Genomic DNA, 17,765 nt, shown 5'->3' on the forward strand with positions numbered 1-17,765 from the left:
AAATGACAAAAGAAATCATGCTGAATAACAGTAATTTAGCAGAAATAAGCAAACAATTACCTACTCCTACATTTGATAGGGCATCACTTAAAATAGGTATAGTGCACGTTGGTGTTGGTGGTTTTCATAGAGCCCATCAAGCTTTTTACACACACTTACTTCAAGAAAAAGAAAATGCCGCTGAATGGGGAATTTGTGGTGTTGGGCTACGAGAGGGTGATCAAAAAATTCATGACGTTTTGCAAAAACAAGACGGCATGTATACGTTGATTATAAAGCATCCGGATGGTAAAATAGATTCTCAAGTATTAGGTTCTATCATCGACTTTAAATTGGGATATGATACACCAGACGTGGTAATTGAACAAATGGCACATCCTGACACAAAAATAGTGTCGTTAACTATTACCGAAGGAGGCTACAATTTTAATCCGGCAACGAGTGAATTCGATTTTGAAAATGCAGATGTACAACACGAACTTAAACATCCAAATAGTCCTAAAACTATATATGGGTTTTTAACCGCTGCCATTAAAAAAAGAAAAGAAGAGGGTTTACCAGCATTCACCGTGATGTCTTGTGACAATATTCAACATAATGGTGATGTTGCCAAAGAGATGTTATTGACCTTTGCAAAAAAGCAAAATGAAGAATTAGCGACATATATTGAAAAGGAAGTAAGTTTCCCTAACAGTATGGTAGATCGTATAACTCCTGTAACTACCCAAGCAGATATTGATTATTTAGAGAACACATATGGTCTAAAAGATGAATGGCCTGTAACTTGTGAGCCATTTATTCAATGGGTAATTGAAGACAACTTCTCTAACGGAAGACCAGAATTTGAAAAAATTGGCGTACAGTTTGTACCAGATGTAAAGCCATATGAAAAGATGAAATTACGTCTTTTAAATGCAGGTCATTCCGTACTTGGTATTTTAGGGGCTATACATGGTCACCTAACTATAAATGCTTGTATGGAAGATGATTTGTTCGTTACCTACTTAAGGGCATTCATGGACAAAGAAGCCACTCCGGTGTTAGACAAACTAGAAGGTATAGATTTATCTGCCTACAAAGACAGTTTACTAGAAAGGTTTGCCAACCCTAACATTAAAGACAGTGTTAGCCGTATTTGCTCTGAAAGTTCCGCTAAATTGCCTAAATTTTTAATTGCTACAATTCAAGATAATTTAGCAAACGGCGGAAGCATAAAATTTGCCACTTTAGTTATTGCTGCATGGTGTTATTACAGTGATAAAGGAGTCGATAAAGATGGCAACCCCATTGAGATTATTGATGCTATGCAAGAGCAATTGCACCTAGCTGCAAGCAAAACCCAAACAGACCCGTTGGCATTCATAAGACAAGAATCACTATTCGGCAACCTAATAAATGAAAATAAATTCACGAATCTCTATAGCGATTTGGTTCAAAAAATTTATGCCAATCCCAACATCAAAGAAATAATGAAAGCACTTTAATTGAACAATAAGTCAATTTTAGCTAATACAATTAATTCAGATTTATTATTTCCTGAGAAAGAATCTGCAATAGCCTTGGCCGTTTTTTTGGTCAAGGCTTTTATTTTATCTGAAAATGCATGAGGATGAATTTTATAGAACTCTTTAAATTCATCAAAACACTCCTCACTACTTTTTGTAGTCTCCATTAAAACATCGAATACAATTTCAATTTGGTTTGCGGCATCTGTACCGTAGCGATCGGTAAAATCATCTATATATAACCAATCTTCTTTTACGTATTCTTTAACCTTTTCCCATTCATTATTATGTACGGTACCATCACTTATGGCCACAGCATAAAAAAGCTTACCTAAATTTTCATAGAGTCCGTTCATTGTCTTCGCTGTATTTTCCATAGTAACAATTTTAGTTGATTTCAGCGTAAAAATATGAAGTAACCAATAATTTTAATATGACAATAATCAGTGTTAATTGATATATTTGATATATGCAGGATTTTCAAGAGAATAGTGACATTTTCAATTTACTTTCAGAAGGTGTTTCAGAAGGTATTATTGTGGTAGATTCTAACCAAATAGTAGTAGCCACCAACACTTCATCAGAACAAATGTTTGGTTATGAAAAAGGAGAACTGTTGGGCAAACCCTTGGATGTTCTCATACCAAAAAGATATCATGCCGGTCATGATGCCCATGTAGAAAAGTTTATTGCAAAAAGTGATAAGCGCCAAATGGGTCATGGTAGAAATCTGTACGGTATTTGTAAAGATGGTAAAGAATTTCCTGTGGAAGCCGGACTTAATCCGTTTGAGTTTTATGGTTCCTCTTACGTTATGGCATTGGTAATCGACATAACGGAACGTAAGAACAGAGAAGAAGAACTAAGTCATTGGGCACGTATTTTTGATGAATCATTAAATGAGATTTTTGTTTTTGATGCCGAAAATTTTAAGTTCCTAAATGTCAATAAAGAAGCACAAAGAAATATTGGTTATTCAATAGATGAATTATTTCAAATGACTCCGGTAGATATTAAACCGGATATGACAACTTCTGAATTTGAAAACTTAATATCACCATTACTAAAGAACGAGACCACCAAAGTTAAATTTGAAACAAAACACGGTAGAAAAGATGGCACTACATATCCGGTTGAGGTACACTTACAATTATCTACACTAGGTGAAAAGAAAGTATATGTAGCATTTATATTAGACATTACAGAACGAAAAAATTACACTGAAAACTTAGAAAATATAGTTGAGGAACGTACTCAACAACTTACTGAAGCTTTAGCTGTAGAAAAAGAACTTAATGAACTAAAAACAAGATTTTTATCATTAGTATCTCATGAGTTCAAAACACCATTAAGCAGTATTTTAACTTCAATAACCTTATTAGGCAAGTATACACAAACAGATCAACAACCCAAACGAGATAAGCACGTTACCACCATTAAAAATAAAGTAAAATACCTAGACACCATTCTTAACGACTTTTTATCCGTAGAGCGTTTAGAATCTGGTAAGGTCAATTATAAGATTGAAGAATTTCCTTTAAGCAAAATTGTAAACGAAGTAGTTTATAATAGTAATATGTTACTAAAATCTGGTCAACAGATTCATTATCCAGATAACATAGATGACTTGAACATCAATTTTGATGAAAAGACATTAGAGCTGGCATTATCAAACTTGATACATAATGCCATAAAGTATTCACCAGAGGATACTACCATAAATATTAAAGTAGAAATATTGAATACTGGCTACTCCATTAAAGTCATTGATCAAGGTATAGGCATAGCAGAAGAAGAGCAGAAACATATATTTAATCGTTATTTTAGGGCAGAGAATGCATTATTGACCCAAGGCACTGGTATTGGTTTAAATATTGCAAAACAGCATATAGAAAATTTAGGCGGTAGTCTTTTGTTTTCAAGTGTTATAAATAAAGGGTCAACTTTTACATTATCTATTCCAAAATTGAAAACCAACTAGAAGATGAAAAGAATTTTATTGATTGAGGACGACAAAGCCTTACGCGAGAATACTGAAGAGCTTTTAGAATTATCCGGTTACAATGTAACAACCGCGCCAAATGGTAAAATTGGTATTGAAACTGCCATTGAAAACTTACCCGACATTATAGTTTGCGATATTATGATGCCGGTAGTTGATGGTTATGGCGTTTTAGAAAACCTATCTAATAACGAAAAGACAAAACAGATACCTTTTATATTTCTCTCTGCAAAGACAGAACATAAAGAAATTAGAAAAGGAATGGATCTAGGGGCAGATGACTACCTAACCAAACCATTTGAAGAAGAAGAGTTAATGAGTGCCATTGAAAGTCGTTTAGCAAAGGCAGAACTTCTTAAGCAAATGCAAGATGAAACATCTAAAGAACATGGTGTTTCTGAAAATGAAATGCGTACCATTCATGAACTTAAAAACTTTTTTGACGATAATGGTGAGCTTACTAATTTTAAGCAAGGAGAAACTATTTATGAAGAAGGCGCACGCTCCAATAAAATCTATCTTGTTTTAAAAGGGCTAATTAAATGCTATAATATGGACTCTGATGGTAAAGAACTAATCACTTCTTTACCCAAAGCTGATGACTTTTTAGGCTTTACCTCTTTTTTGAACAATGAACCGTATCAGGAATCTGCCACAGCACTTGTAGACGTAGAACTTGCAGGCATATCAAAAGAGAACCTAAAAGATATATTGAATGAGAACAAGACTATCTCATTAGAATTAATGGAGCTGTTATCTGCCAATATTTCTAATATTAAAGCTCAATTATTACAAATGGCATACAGTTCTGTACGCAGAAAAACAGCACAGACCCTACTACAGTTTGCTGATATTATGAATACCAAGCCAGATGAGCCAATTAGAATATCTCGAAACGATTTAGCCAGTGTAGCAGGTATTGCTACTGAAAGTTTAATACGAACACTGTCAGGTTTTAAAAAAGAAGGACTTATAGCTATAGAAGGAAGAAACATTCAAATAGTTGAGCTCAAGGCATTACAATATGTGAATTAATTGAAATCTGATATATATCATTTATTAAGTTTCCATATGGATTTACATTTGTAGAGTAAGTCACATGAATGAAACATATTTTAATTCCCACTGATTTTTCCGATAATTCTTGGAATGCACTTGAATACGCTGTGTGCTTTTTCAAAAATATGCAATGCACTTTTTATGTATTGCATGTAGATGATTTAAGCAATTCTGACATCGCCGCCAATTCATTTGTGACACTAAATTCAAAAGAAAAAATTAGCGTAAAAGATAAACTCAACAATACTATTGACCACATAAAATCTTGTTGCCCAAATACTGCACATAAATACATTATACTTGAGGAATACGGAAACTTCATTGATATTACAAGAAAAACAGTAGAAGAGAAAAAGATAAACCTAATAGTTATGGGCACAAAAGGTGCCTCAAGTTTAAAAGCTACCATTATGGGCAGTAATACGGGTAATGTCATTACAAAAATTGCCTGTAACGTACTGGTAGTACCAAATAACATCATTGCAAAAAAACCATCTAAAATTGCTTTTCCTACAGATTTCAATTTGTTCTACACCTACCCTATATTGAATTCGATAACAGAAATTCTTGAAATTTCTAATGCGAAATTAGAAGTATTACATATGTCGCAATCAAGACCAAACTTTACAAACGCACAAGTAATTAACAAAGCATATCTACATGATTATTTAAAAGAAATATGCACTGAAAGCCATAGCTTTGAAAACATTCTTGGCAAGAACATTAGAGAAGCCATAGTAGCACACATTGCCGATAACAAAATTGAAATGCTCACTATGGTCGCTAAAAATTTAAACTTGTTTCAGCAGTTGTTCTTTAACAACGCCTTAGAACAACTTAGTTACGAAACTACGGTACCTTTATTGGTTATGCATGAGTAAGTACTATGTTTTAATGATATGGGTTAAAAATTAAGTTTCTTCCACATTTCAAACAATAACATAACATATGTAATTAGCCTTCAAAATCGTACTTTTGCAACTTTGCTATGAATACATGATTAATTTTGAAGAAAATATAGAAGTTAAGGGCGCTCGCGTTCATAACCTTAAAAATATTGATGTTACCATTCCCCGAGATAAACTGGTTGTAATAACCGGCTTGTCAGGTAGTGGAAAATCTTCTTTGGCTTTTGACACCATTTATGCAGAAGGCCAAAGACGTTATATAGAAACTTTTTCTGCGTATGCAAGACAGTTTCTAGGCGGTTTGGAACGCCCGGATGTTGACAAGATAGACGGCCTATCTCCTGTAATTGCCATAGAACAAAAGACCACCTCCAAATCACCGAGATCTACGGTAGGTACCATCACAGAAATTTATGATTTTCTAAGATTGCTTTATGCCCGTGCCGCAGATGCACATAGTTACAATACAGGTGAAAAGATGGTAAGCTATAGCGATGAGCAAATTAAGGATTTGATCATTGAGTCTTACTTAGATAAAAAAATAAACATCCTAGCTCCGGTAATTAAATCTAGAAAAGGTCATTACCGCGAACTTTTTGAACAAATTGCCAAACAGGGTTTTGTAAAAGTCAGGGTAGATGGTGAAGTAAAGGACATTGTTAAAGGGATGAAAGTGGATCGTTATAAGACCCACGATATAGAAATTGTTATCGATCGATTAAAAGTTGCAGAAAGTGAAGACTTTCATAAGCGATTATCTGAAAGTATAAATACGGCCATGTATAGTGGCGATAATGTATTAATGGTACTTGAAGAAGGTACTGAGGTACCTAGATATTTTAGTAGAGACTTAATGTGCCCTACAACAGGTATCTCCTATCCTACTCCCGAGCCCAATACCTTTTCGTTTAACTCGCCAAAAGGCATGTGTCCCAATTGTAAAGGTTTAGGGCATGTTTATGAAGTGAACGAGAAAAAAATATTCCCAAACAAAAAACTATCTATTAAAGGAGGTGGTATTGCACCTTTGGGCGACTATAAAAAATCATGGGCATTCAAGCAGATAGAAACTATTGCAGAACGTTATAATTTTCAGATTACCGACCCTATAGAATCAATACCTAAAGAAGCTATTGAAATTCTATTGAATGGTGGCAAAGAAAGTTTTGAAGTAGATTCTAAATCTTTAGGTGTTAAGCGCACCTATAAAATTGATTACGAGGGTATTTCAAATTTTATAAAAAATCAGTTTGAAGAAGCTGCTTCAACCTCTATTAAAAGGTGGGCTAAAGAATATATGGACAAAATTACTTGTCCGTCATGTACTGGGTTTCGTCTTAAAAAAGAATCGCTCTATTTCAAAATTGAAGACAAAAATATTGCTGAACTGGCAAATTTGGATATCGTTGAGCTAGCTGCATTTTTTAAAGGTCTAGATAAAAAAATTAGCGGAAACCAACTTAAGATAGCCGAAGAGATTATTAAAGAGATAAGTACTAGAATTCAGTTTCTATTAGATGTTGGGCTTGATTATTTATCCCTGAACAGAAGTTCAAAATCGCTCTCTGGTGGCGAGGCACAACGAATTAGGTTAGCAACACAGATTGGTTCGCAACTAGTAGGTGTTCTTTATATTTTAGATGAACCAAGTATTGGTTTACATCAACGTGATAACGAGCGCTTGATCAAGTCTTTAGAATCTCTTAGGGACATAGGTAACTCCGTGATTGTTGTGGAACACGACAAAGATATGATAGAGCGTGCGGACCATGTTATTGATATTGGACCAAAAGCAGGTAAAAATGGAGGCGAGATTATATCTCAAGGTACACCAGAAGAATTAAAGAATGTTCATACCCTTACCGCCGATTATATGACCGGTGTTAAGGAGATTGAAGTTCCAAAGAAAAGAAGACCTGGTAATGGCAAGGAAATTGTTTTATCTGGCTGTACGGGGAATAATTTAAAAAATATAACGGTCAAGTTTCCATTAGGAAAAATGATCGGAGTTACGGGAGTTTCTGGTAGTGGCAAATCGACATTGATCAACGAAACGCTTTACCCTATCATGAATGCCCATTATTTCAATGGTGTCAAAAAGCCAATGCCGTATAAAAAAATTACGGGGCTTGAGCATATAGATAAGGTTATTGATATTAACCAATCGCCAATAGGTAGAACTCCAAGATCAAACCCGGCTACTTACACCGGTGTTTTTAGTGAAATACGTTCTTTGTTCGCCAAAACAACAGAAGCATCTATTAGAGGTTACAAACCTGGTAGATTTAGTTTTAACGTAAAAGGTGGTCGCTGTGAAACTTGCCAAGGTGGTGGTCTTCGGGTTATAGAAATGAACTTCTTACCAGATGTTTATGTGGAATGCGAAACCTGTAACGGTAAAAGATTTAACAGAGAAACATTAGAAATACGATATAAAGGCAAATCTATTTCAGATGTTTTAGAAATGACCATTAACGAAGCGGTATCATTTTTTGAACTTATTCCTAAAATACATCGTAAGTTAAAAACCATACAAGATGTAGGTCTAGGTTATATATCACTTGGGCAGCAATCCACTACCCTTTCAGGTGGTGAAGCGCAACGTATTAAGTTGGCAACAGAGCTATCAAAAAGAGATACAGGTAATACGTTCTACATTTTAGATGAACCTACAACCGGACTTCATTTTGAAGATATTAGGGTTTTGATGGAAGTTTTGAATAAATTAGCAGACAAAGGTAATACCGTGTTAGTTATTGAACATAATATGGACGTAATTAAAATGGTAGATTATATAATTGACATTGGTTACGAAGGTGGGCGATCTGGCGGGCAATTAGTAGCAAAAGGAACTCCGGAACAAGTTGCCAAAGACAAGAAAAGCTACACCGCAAAGTTTTTAAAGAGAGAATTGAAATAACAATTAGATATTTATCTAAAGAGTATATAAAATAAAGAATGAGATCAGAGAAACATCACAAAGGCTGGAACGAAATAAAAACGAATGACTCTTGGGCCATTTTTAAAATAATGGGCGAATTCGTCAACGGTTTTGAGCGTATGAGTAAAATAGGACCATGTGTGTCTATTTTTGGTTCAGCTAGAACAAAAGAAGAAGACCCGTACTACAAGCTAGCCGTATCTATAGCAAAATCTATCGCAGAAGCAGGTTACGGGGTTATAACCGGTGGTGGACCAGGTATAATGGAAGCAGGTAATAGAGGAGCAAATCTTGCCGGTGGCACATCTGTAGGTCTTAACATTGACTTACCTTTTGAGCAACACGACAATCCGTACATTGACAATGACAAGAGTTTAGATTTTGACTACTTCTTCGTTAGAAAAGTAATGTTCGTAAAATACTCTCAAGGCTTTGTTGTAATGCCTGGTGGCTTTGGAACCTTAGATGAGCTTTTTGAAGCTATCACCCTAATCCAGACACATAAAATTGGAAAGTTCCCTATCATATTAGTTGGTAGCGAATTCTGGACCGGACTTATGGATTGGATAAAAGGTACCATGCTAACAATGGGTACTATTAGCCCAGAAGATCTTAATCTTATTAAAATAGTAGATACAGAAGAAGAGGTTGTTGAAATTATAGATTCATTTTACAAAGGACACAGCATGAGTCCTAATTTTTAATTTAAGCCTTGACTAAACGATTAAAATTACTTTTCTATCTGTGCATAGTAACTTTTGTTACAAATGTAGCCAGTTCCTATGCACAGTATGAAACTGAGCTTACCGTTAGTTTAAACGAGTATACCAAAGAATTGGATATTCGTCAAGAATTCACCTATTACAATAATTCTAATTACAACTTAGGTGTTATTTATTTTAATGACTGGGCCAATGCCTATTCAGATAAAAACACAGGACTAGCAAAAAGGTTTGCCCAAGAATTTAAAAAATCGCTTCACCTTGCAAAAGCAGATGAACGTGGCAAAACAACTATAATTAGCGTTGTTGATGACGCTTATAATGGTCTTGAATGGAGCAGAACAGAAGGCAAAGACATATTAAAGGTCACCTTAGATGATGTACTAGCACCCAAAACATCAACAAAAATCTTCATAACCTATAAAGTAAAATTACCTCCTAACAAATACACACGCTACGGCTATGGCAGTAGAGGAGATTATTACTTAAAAGATTGGTATTTAACGCCAGCGGTATACGACGGTAAATGGCATCTATATTCAAATAAAAATCTTGAAGATCTTTATATGAACGAAACCAATACCACCATAAATTTTAAATATCCCGATAGCTTATACCTAGCCTCTAATTTTGATGTTAAAACCGAATCAACCTTTCCTAATGGACAGTTTGCCCAATTGAAGGGAAACTTGCAGCGCGGTGGTGAAATCATTCTGAATACACAGAAAAATTTCCATACCCATAGAACGCCCTATATGACTTTTATGACCGACATTAGTGCTCCAAGGTACAGCCCGATCGGTCAAGGATTATCCATAAATAAAGTTGCCAACTTTATTCATAACAACTTAGGTGATTATCCGCATGAAAAAATTTTAGTAAGTGAGCTAGATTATAGCAAAGACCCACTCTACGGTATAAATCAACTTCCCTCGTTTATACGCCCCTACAAAGAACAGTTTCAGTTTGAAATGAAATTCTTAAAAACGGCAATCAATAGTATTTTAAGAGAAACCATGTTCTTAAATCCGCGTAAAGAACAGTGGTTAAATAGCGCTATAGCAAATTATCTAATGATTGCTTACGTAGAAAAATATTACCCAGATCAAAAGTTAATGGGTAAGCTTTCTAAAATTTGGGGCTTTAGAAGTTTTGAATTGGCAAAAATGGATTTTAATGATCAGTATTCATTTCTTTACAATCTTACTGCACGTAAAAACTTAGATCAAGCATTACAAACCTCTAACGATTCACTAATAAAATTCAACCAGAAAATCGCTAATAAATATAAGGCTGGTCTAGGGTTGGCCTATTTAGCAGATTACATTGGTCAAGAACATGTTGATCAAAGTATAAAGACCTTCTTTCAATACTATAAGCTAAACAATGTAAAGGTTGATGATTTTGAATCCATACTAAAACGATCTACAGAGCAAGATATCAATTGGTTTTTTAGAGACTATGTTTCTACCGATCGTAAAATTGATTTTAAAATAAAAAAAGTAAAGAAAGAAACAGATTCACTTCAGGTTACCATTAAAAATAAAGAAGGTACCAACGTACCAATTTCAGTTTTTGGGCTTAAGAAAGATTCTGTAGTTTCTGAATATTGGTTTAAGGATATTGAGCTAGAAGAAACCTTTACTATTCCAAATAATCAAGAAGATAGGTTGGTACTTAACTATGACCAAAAAATACCAGAATTCAACCAACGTGACAATTGGAAATCGCTAAAAGGTTTTCTATCAAGTAATAAAAAATTAAAGTTTACCTTTTTTAAAGATGCTGAAAACCCATACTACAATCAGGTTTTCTATGTTCCTGTATTGAGCTTCAATGTTTATGATGGATGGACTCCGGGTATGCGATTATATAACAAAACCCTCTTAGAAAGACCTTTTGTTTATGACTTCTCCCCTTCCTATTCATTTAAAGAGAAAGCTTTTGTAGGCTCAGGAAAATTCAGTTATAGAAAGTACTTAAGTAAAAGTGGATTGTATGTTGCCCAATATAACATTGGTGCAGGCACCTCTCACTTCAATGAAAATTCTAGATATTCATCTATTACACCATCTGTAAGTTTTGGCTTTAGACCAGCAGATTTATTATCGAACAAAAGGGAATTCCTCTCTTTTAGATATGTAAACATTTTTAGAGATTTTGACCCAACACTTTTAAGTTTGGCCAACGATCCAGAAAATCCAGATTACAGTGTATTCAATGCACGCTATTCTAGTAGAAACAATGGTATATTGGATTATAATTCTTGGTTTGCAGATTTTCAACTAGCAGGTAATTTCAGTAAGCTATCTTTTGAGTATGAGTACAGAAAGCTATTCGAGAACAACAGACAGTTAAATCTAAGGTTTTTTGCCGGTAAATTTCTTAGTAATAAAACACAGACAGATTTCTTCAGTTTTGCATTAGATAGACCAACCGATTATCTTTTTGATTATGGCTATTTAGGTCGTTCAGAAGATTCAGGCATTTATAGTCAACAAATTATTATTGCCGAAGGCGGATTTAAATCTTTTTTAGATCAACGCTACAGATTTTCAAATGATTGGATGGCTACTGTTAACGGTAGTTTCAATATTTGGAAATGGATTGAGTTATATGGTGATGCCGGATTGGTAAAAAACAAAGGAATAGATGGCAAGTTTGTTTACGATTCTGGAGTACGTTTAAATCTTGTAACAGATTACTTTGAACTTTACCTTCCTTTACACTCAAATAATGGCTGGGAAGTTTCTCAACCTAGCTACGGTGAAAAAATTAGATTTATTATAACCGTAAGTCCAAAAACCCTAACAGGACTATTCACAAGAAAATGGTTTTAAACTAAGAAATTCTAATACGGTCAGTAGAATTTTAAGCTTAAATTAAGATATTTTCAAAATAATATCACTTTTATTGAAAAATATGGAATAAATTAACTGACTACAGCGTTGCTAAAAAGTACTTGATTCGGTAATTTTGTAAAAACACGTTTAATACATGGATGTTTCTTCTAAAACCAGTAATGATATTTCTTTTGAAGATTTCAAAGAACAAATTATCAATGACTATGAAGTCGCTTTTTTAAGCAGAACTTGTAGCTTATTGGGAAGAAAGGAAGTGCTTACGGGCAAAGCCAAATTCGGCATCTTTGGTGACGGTAAAGAGTTACCTCAGTTAGCCATGGCACGTTCATTTAAAAATGGCGATTTTAGAAGTGGCTATTATAGAGACCAGACATTCATGATGGCTTTAGGTCTATTACAGCCAAAAGAATTCTTCCATGCCCTTTACGCAACCACAGACATAGAAAAAGAACCTATGAGTGCCGGTAGGCAAATGGGTGGTCACTTTTTAACGCATAGTTTAAATGCAGATGGAAGTTGGAAAGATTTAACCAAACAAAAAAATAGTAGCGGAGACATTTCATGTACCGCAGGGCAAATGCCTAGACTTTTAGGTCTTGCACAAGCGTCTAAAGTTTACAGAAACCAAGAAGGTCTTGACAGCGCTAAATTTTCGGTAAACGGAAACGAGATTGCTTGGGGCACCATTGGTAACGCCAGTACTAGCGAAGGCATGTTCTTTGAGACTATAAATGCTGCAGGTGTTCTACAGGTACCTATGGTTATTAGCATTTGGGATGATGAATACGGTATTTCTGTACCGGCAAAATTTCACACTACCAAAGAAAATATTTCAGAAATCTTATCTGGTTTTCAAAGAACTGAAAAAGAAAAAGGATATGAAATCTTAAGAGTAAACGGTTGGGACTACACGGCTTTAATGCATGCTTATGAAAATGCTGCAGATATAGCAAGACAGGAACATGTACCGGTAATTATTCATGTAAATGAATTAACACAACCTCAAGGTCATTCTACGTCTGGATCTCATGAACGTTACAAAGACAACGAAAGATTAGAATGGGAACGTGACCATGACTGCAATAAACGTTTTAAAGAGTGGATTTTAGAATCTGGCATTGCTACTTCAGAAGAATTAGAATCTATTGAAAAGAGAATTAAACGTTCGGTAAGAGAAGCAAAAAAGCAAGCTTGGGACGAGTATTTGAAAGATAATCTATCAGAGAAGTCAGTATTATTAAATTTGATAGAAAAAGCAGCTGCTAAAAGTCCGAACAAGAATTTTCTCAATAAACTAAAAAATGATTTAATAGCCACTGAAGAACCCCTTCGAAAAGACTTGGCAATTTCGGCTAGAAAATCTTTACGTTATTTACTAGGAGAACATACACAAGAAAAGCAAAATCTAATTAACTGGACAGCTACTTTTCTTGAAGAAACCCAACATAAATACAGCTCTCATTTATATAGTGAGAATGATAATAAAGCCACAAACGTTACTGGTATTACGCCAGAGTACAACGAAGACAACGAACTTGTAGATGGTAGAGTTATACTTAGAGACAATTTTGACAAGCTATTTGAAAAATATCCAAACACCTTAATTTTTGGAGAAGACACAGGCGCCATTGGTGATGTTAACCAAGGTCTTGAAGGTATGCAGGAGAAATACGGTAAAACACGTGTAGCAGATACCGGTATTCGTGAAACTACCATTATTGGTCAAGGTATTGGCATGGCATTAAGAGGTCTTAGACCAATTGCCGAAATTCAATATTTAGATTATATATTTTATGCTTTATCCACACTTACAGATGATTTGGCAACTTTACTATACAGAACTGCCGGCAAGCAAAAAGCGCCGTTAATTATTAGAACAAGAGGTCACAGACTAGAAGGTATATGGCATTCTGGATCTGAAATGGGCGGATTGATACACTTGCTTAGAGGTATGTACATTTTAGCCCCTAGAAATATGACCCAGGCAGCAGGTTTTTACAACACACTATTAAAAAGTGACGAGCCTGCATTGGTCATAGAAAGCTTAAATGGATATCGATTAAAAGAAAAGAAACCAAAAAATCTTGGTGAATTCTGTACACCGATCGGTAAGGTTGAAAAGATGAAAGAAGGTAGTGACATTACATTAGTGTCTTATGGCTCTACCCTACGTATAGTAGAAAAAGCTGCTAAAGAATTAATTGAAGTAGGTATTGATGCCGAAGTGATAGATGCACAAACCTTATTACCTTTCGATATTGAAATGGAAGTACTGGAAAGTGTAAAGAAAACGAACCGATTACTGGTTATAGATGAAGATGTACCTGGCGGATGTTCTGCATATCTTCTAAATGAAATCATAGAAAAACAAGGTGCTTTTCAATATTTAGATAGTGCTCCACAAACTTTAAGTGCCAAAGCGCACAGACCCGCTTATGGAACTGATGGTGATTACTTTTCAAAACCTAATAGAGAGGATATTTTTGAAAAGGTATATGCAATTATGCACGAAGTAAAACCAAATGATTATCCTAAATTAAGATAGGTAAAACACAACATTTAAGTAAGAAAAATCCCATGTAAATTGGGGTTTTTTTATGCCTTAGAAAACTGCTCAAAAAAACGAAACATTTTTAATTTTTAATCGTCTTTCTTTAACTACCTGAAAACTAAGTAACATCTAAATTTTATAAAAAGAAAAACCAATATTAACGGGCACAACATTTGTTATATTTCAGAAAAACAAAAAAAAATCAATACTTTTAAAGTAAATATTTTCTAAAATGAAAAACACTATATTAAAAGATATCGGCTTAGCTTTTTTTAGAATAGCAATTTCAGCTATGATGTTGACCCATGGTCTTCCAAAGTTTCAAAAACTGATTGCTGGAGATTTTCAATTTGCCGACCCTTTTGGTATTGGGGAAGCCCCATCTTTATTTTTAGCGGTTATAGGTGAATTCATTTGTCCTATTTTAATAATCATTGGTTTTAAATCGCGTTTAGCAGCAATACCATCAGTAATCACTATGGCAGTTGCAGCATTTGTTGCTCATGGTGCCGATGATTTTAGTACAAAAGAAAAAGCATTGTTTTACTTAGTAGCTTTTATCACTATTTCATTGGTAGGACCAGGTAAATTTGGAATAGATAAAAACTAAATAAATGCAAGTCCGCTAAGTATTAAAAACTATAACTAATAGTTTCAAGCAAACATCAAAGCATTTGAATTACGATTACTTAGCAATAGCTAAACAATTTTATAAAGTAGTTCTTTTAAAAGATCTGCTTCTTTCATTGGTGTAGCCCCTACTCCTTTTCCTTTTAAATCCATTTCACGTAAACTAGAGATAATTCCGCTTACTTTCTTCATTGGATAGTTTCTTGCAGCAGTTTGAATTTCTTTTACAAAATAAGGGTTTATACGCAATGCACTAGCTACATTTTTTGGTGAATGATCCGTTAGCCCATGATACTGCAATAACTGCGTAAAAAATGAATGCAGTAAGGTAATTGTCAGTATAAACGGATTGTCTTTTGGGTTCTGGGCAAAATAATTAATAATTTTAGTAGCCTTCACGATATCCCTATCACCTATAGCTCTTTTCAACTCAAAATTATTGTAATCTTTACTTATACCAATATGTTCTTCTATATGCTGTGGATTTATCTCGGTCTGTTTTGGCAAAACTAATTTTAGCTTATCAAGCTCCTTACTAATTTTACCTAAATCCGTTCCTAAGTATTCTACCAACAACAGAGCGGCTTTATGAGAAATGGTATAACCGCGGCTTACCAAATGCTTTCTTAGCCAATCACTGACTTGGTTCTCATATAGTTTCTTACTTTCAAAAACTACACCGTTCTTTTTGATAATTTTATGTAGCTTCTTACGCTTATCAAGCTTCTTATACTTATAGCAAATAACAAGTACAGTAGATTGTTGCGGATTTTCTGCGTACGAACATAGATTTTCTATAGTACGTGATAAGTGCTGCGCCTCTTTAACAATTACCACCTGCTTTTCTGCCATCATGGGGTAACGTTTGGCATTACCAACGATATCCTCAATAGATACATCTCTACCATACAACACCATTTGGTTGAAACCCTTTTCTTCTTCGGTCAACACATTGGCACTTATAAAATCTGATATTTTATCAATAAAATAAGCTTCTTCCCCATACAGGAAATAAATAGGACTTATCTGTCCTTTCTTAATTGCATTGACTATTTGTACAGCTTCATCCATTCAGAAAAAATCATCAACTTTGTATAATGCAGCCACTAAATTTCCCTAGCTACACTTTCAGGGTCAAAAATAGCGAAAATAGAACCTTGATTTTTGACGTTATACGTAAAAAATTTTTGGTGCTTACTCCAGAAGAATGGGTTCGGCAACATGTGGTACAGTTTCTTATCCAAGAAAAGAAATATCCAATCAGCCATATTAACGTAGAAAAACAAATAACCCTTAATGGTTTAAAGAAAAGATATGATGTTGTAGTTTTTAAACCCAACGGTCAACTGCATATACTTGTAGAATGTAAAGCTCCAGAGGTTTCCATATCTCAAATGACTTTTGATCAAATAGCACAATACAATTTTAAATTGAATGCCACTTATTTAATGGTCACGAACGGACTCTCACATTATTACTGCCAAACAGACCTTATTGCGGAAAAATATGAATTTATGAAGGAAATTCCTGATTTTAGCCGTTAATTTGCGATCGTTTTGAAGATAGCTGTAGTCATATTAAATTGGAATGGTGAAGTACTTTTAGAGAGGTACCTACCTTCTGTTATCAATTATTCTCCTGATGCAGATATATATGTTGCCGACAATGCCTCAACAGATGGCTCGGTAGCATTTGTGAAAGCAAACTACCCTACCGTTAAAATTATACAGAATACTGAAAATGGTGGCTTCACCAAAGGATATAATGATGCATTGGTTCATGTAGATGCAGATATCTTTTGTTTATTGAATTCAGATGTAGAAGTCTCGCCAAACTGGCTAACCCCTATAAAAGAAACCTTTAGCAAGGTACCTGAAGCAGCTATACTACAACCTAAAATTCTTGACTTACTTAAAAAAGATCATTTTGAATATGCAGGCGCAGCCGGTGGCTTTATAGACCAACTAGGCTACCCGTTCTGTAGAGGAAGAGTATTTCAGACTTTAGAAAAAGATGTTGGTCAATACGATGATGTAAGAGAAATATTTTGGGCAACAGGGGCATGCATGTTTATTAAAAAGGAAGTCTTTCATGAACTTAACGGATTTGATGAAGACTATTTTGCACACCAAGAAGAAGTAGATTTATGCTGGCGTGCCAAAAACCATGGTTACAAAATATTTTATGTGGGTACTTCTAAAGTATTTCATTTAGGCGGTTCAACACTAAGTAACATGAATCCCAAAAAAACATATCTAAACTTTAGAAACACCTTATTCTCGATTACAAAAAACCTTCCAAGAAGAAAGGCTTTCATTATTATTTTCTTAAGATTGCTTTTAGATGGTATTGCGGCAATACGTTTTCTTTTCCAGTTAAGATTCAAGCACTTCTTCGCTATTTTTAGGGCACATTTGAGCTTTTACAGACAGTTTAGAAAAATGTATAAAAAGAGGGAAAAAACACAATTTCTCAGAAAATACTATGCTACGAAGTCCATTGTATGGTCTTACTTCGTACATAGGATAAGTAATTTTAACATTTTAGTAAAAGATTAACTAACAACACATATAAGTGACTTTG

At 34.4% G+C, this 17,765-nt stretch carries 13 protein-coding genes; 11 read left to right on the forward strand and 2 right to left on the reverse strand.

What is annotated here, in order from left to right; genetic code table 11:
• The first annotated feature begins 2 nt into the window (after positions 1–2).
• Complete coding sequence (locus tag PXD56_RS10030) at positions 3–1,484, forward strand: mannitol dehydrogenase family protein (RefSeq protein ID WP_276493199.1); 1,482 nt, start codon at positions 3–5, stop codon at positions 1,482–1,484.
• Here the strand turns inward: PXD56_RS10030 and PXD56_RS10035 are convergent.
• Positions 1,481–1,882 (reverse strand): hypothetical protein, encoded by a 402-nt coding sequence (locus tag PXD56_RS10035; RefSeq protein WP_276493200.1) that lies wholly within the window; start codon positions 1,880–1,882, stop codon positions 1,481–1,483. The two genes, PXD56_RS10030 and PXD56_RS10035, sit on opposite strands and share 4 nt — an antisense overlap.
• A 92-nt stretch (positions 1,883–1,974) precedes the next feature.
• Here PXD56_RS10035 and PXD56_RS10040 point away from each other — a divergent pair, with 92 nt between their 5' ends.
• The 8 genes from PXD56_RS10040 to PXD56_RS10075 all read left to right on the forward strand — a co-directional run bounded on the left by PXD56_RS10040 (position 1,975) and on the right by PXD56_RS10075 (position 15,162).
• Positions 1,975–3,486 carry a sensor histidine kinase gene (locus tag PXD56_RS10040; RefSeq protein WP_276493201.1) on the forward strand — a complete coding sequence of 504 codons (1,512 nt, stop codon included), beginning with the start codon at positions 1,975–1,977 and terminating at the stop codon, positions 3,484–3,486.
• A gap of 3 nt (positions 3,487–3,489) precedes the next feature.
• Positions 3,490–4,542 (forward strand): response regulator, encoded by a 1,053-nt coding sequence (locus PXD56_RS10045; protein WP_276493202.1) that lies wholly within the window; start codon positions 3,490–3,492, stop codon positions 4,540–4,542.
• A gap of 68 nt (positions 4,543–4,610) precedes the next feature.
• A complete protein-coding gene (locus tag PXD56_RS10050) occupies positions 4,611–5,447 on the forward strand; it encodes a universal stress protein (RefSeq protein WP_276493203.1) in 837 nt (278 codons plus the stop codon).
• A gap of 115 nt (positions 5,448–5,562) precedes the next feature.
• Positions 5,563–8,394, forward strand: coding sequence for an excinuclease ABC subunit UvrA (gene uvrA, locus PXD56_RS10055; RefSeq protein ID WP_276493204.1), 2,832 nt, complete (start codon positions 5,563–5,565; stop codon positions 8,392–8,394).
• 38 nt (positions 8,395–8,432) lie between these two features.
• The gene (locus PXD56_RS10060; protein ID WP_276493205.1) at positions 8,433–9,119 is read left to right on the forward strand and encodes an LOG family protein; all 687 of its coding nucleotides are present in this window, start codon (positions 8,433–8,435) and stop codon (positions 9,117–9,119) included.
• An 8-nt stretch (positions 9,120–9,127) separates the two neighbouring features.
• The gene (locus tag PXD56_RS10065; RefSeq protein ID WP_276493206.1) at positions 9,128–11,977 is read left to right on the forward strand and encodes a M1 family aminopeptidase; all 2,850 of its coding nucleotides are present in this window, start codon (positions 9,128–9,130) and stop codon (positions 11,975–11,977) included.
• Between the two features lie 157 nt (positions 11,978–12,134).
• Positions 12,135–14,546, forward strand: a complete 2,412-nt coding sequence (locus tag PXD56_RS10070; protein WP_276493207.1) for an alpha-ketoacid dehydrogenase subunit alpha/beta — start codon at positions 12,135–12,137, stop codon at positions 14,544–14,546.
• Between the two features lie 238 nt (positions 14,547–14,784).
• On the forward strand, positions 14,785–15,162 hold the full coding sequence (locus PXD56_RS10075) for a DoxX family protein (RefSeq protein WP_276493208.1): 378 nt from the start codon (positions 14,785–14,787) through the stop codon (positions 15,160–15,162).
• An 89-nt stretch (positions 15,163–15,251) separates the two neighbouring features.
• Here PXD56_RS10075 and holA read toward each other — a convergent pair whose 3' ends face one another.
• A complete protein-coding gene (gene holA, locus PXD56_RS10080; RefSeq protein WP_276493209.1) occupies positions 15,252–16,253 on the reverse strand; it encodes a DNA polymerase III subunit delta in 1,002 nt (333 codons plus the stop codon).
• A 26-nt stretch (positions 16,254–16,279) separates the two neighbouring features.
• On the opposite strand from holA, the gene PXD56_RS10085 reads away from it, so the two are divergent.
• Both PXD56_RS10085 and PXD56_RS10090 read left to right on the forward strand, forming a co-directional pair.
• Entirely contained in the window at positions 16,280–16,726 is a 447-nt protein-coding gene (locus PXD56_RS10085) for a type I restriction enzyme HsdR N-terminal domain-containing protein (RefSeq protein WP_276493210.1), read from the forward strand.
• 12 nt (positions 16,727–16,738) lie between these two features.
• Complete coding sequence (locus PXD56_RS10090; RefSeq protein WP_276493211.1) at positions 16,739–17,740, forward strand: glycosyltransferase family 2 protein; 1,002 nt, start codon at positions 16,739–16,741, stop codon at positions 17,738–17,740.
• Positions 17,741–17,765: the final 25 nt, after the last annotated feature.

Source organism: Maribacter zhoushanensis, assembly GCF_029350975.1.
GTDB lineage: Bacteria > Bacteroidota > Bacteroidia > Flavobacteriales > Flavobacteriaceae > Maribacter > Maribacter zhoushanensis.

Coding starts and splice junctions, on each gene's coding strand:
- PXD56_RS10075 (WP_276493208.1), top strand. CDS start 14,785: ATGAAAAACACTATATTAAAAGATATCGGCTTAGCTTTTTTTAGAATA.
- PXD56_RS10040 (WP_276493201.1), top strand. CDS start 1,975: ATGCAGGATTTTCAAGAGAATAGTGACATTTTCAATTTACTTTCAGAA.
- holA (WP_276493209.1), bottom strand. CDS start 16,253: ATGGATGAAGCTGTACAAATAGTCAATGCAATTAAGAAAGGACAGATA.
- PXD56_RS10035 (WP_276493200.1), bottom strand. CDS start 1,882: ATGGAAAATACAGCGAAGACAATGAACGGACTCTATGAAAATTTAGGT.
- PXD56_RS10045 (WP_276493202.1), top strand. CDS start 3,490: ATGAAAAGAATTTTATTGATTGAGGACGACAAAGCCTTACGCGAGAAT.
- PXD56_RS10050 (WP_276493203.1), top strand. CDS start 4,611: ATGAAACATATTTTAATTCCCACTGATTTTTCCGATAATTCTTGGAAT.
- PXD56_RS10070 (WP_276493207.1), top strand. CDS start 12,135: ATGGATGTTTCTTCTAAAACCAGTAATGATATTTCTTTTGAAGATTTC.
- PXD56_RS10085 (WP_276493210.1), top strand. CDS start 16,280: ATGCAGCCACTAAATTTCCCTAGCTACACTTTCAGGGTCAAAAATAGC.
- uvrA (WP_276493204.1), top strand. CDS start 5,563: ATGATTAATTTTGAAGAAAATATAGAAGTTAAGGGCGCTCGCGTTCAT.
- PXD56_RS10030 (WP_276493199.1), top strand. CDS start 3: ATGACAAAAGAAATCATGCTGAATAACAGTAATTTAGCAGAAATAAGC.
- PXD56_RS10060 (WP_276493205.1), top strand. CDS start 8,433: ATGAGATCAGAGAAACATCACAAAGGCTGGAACGAAATAAAAACGAAT.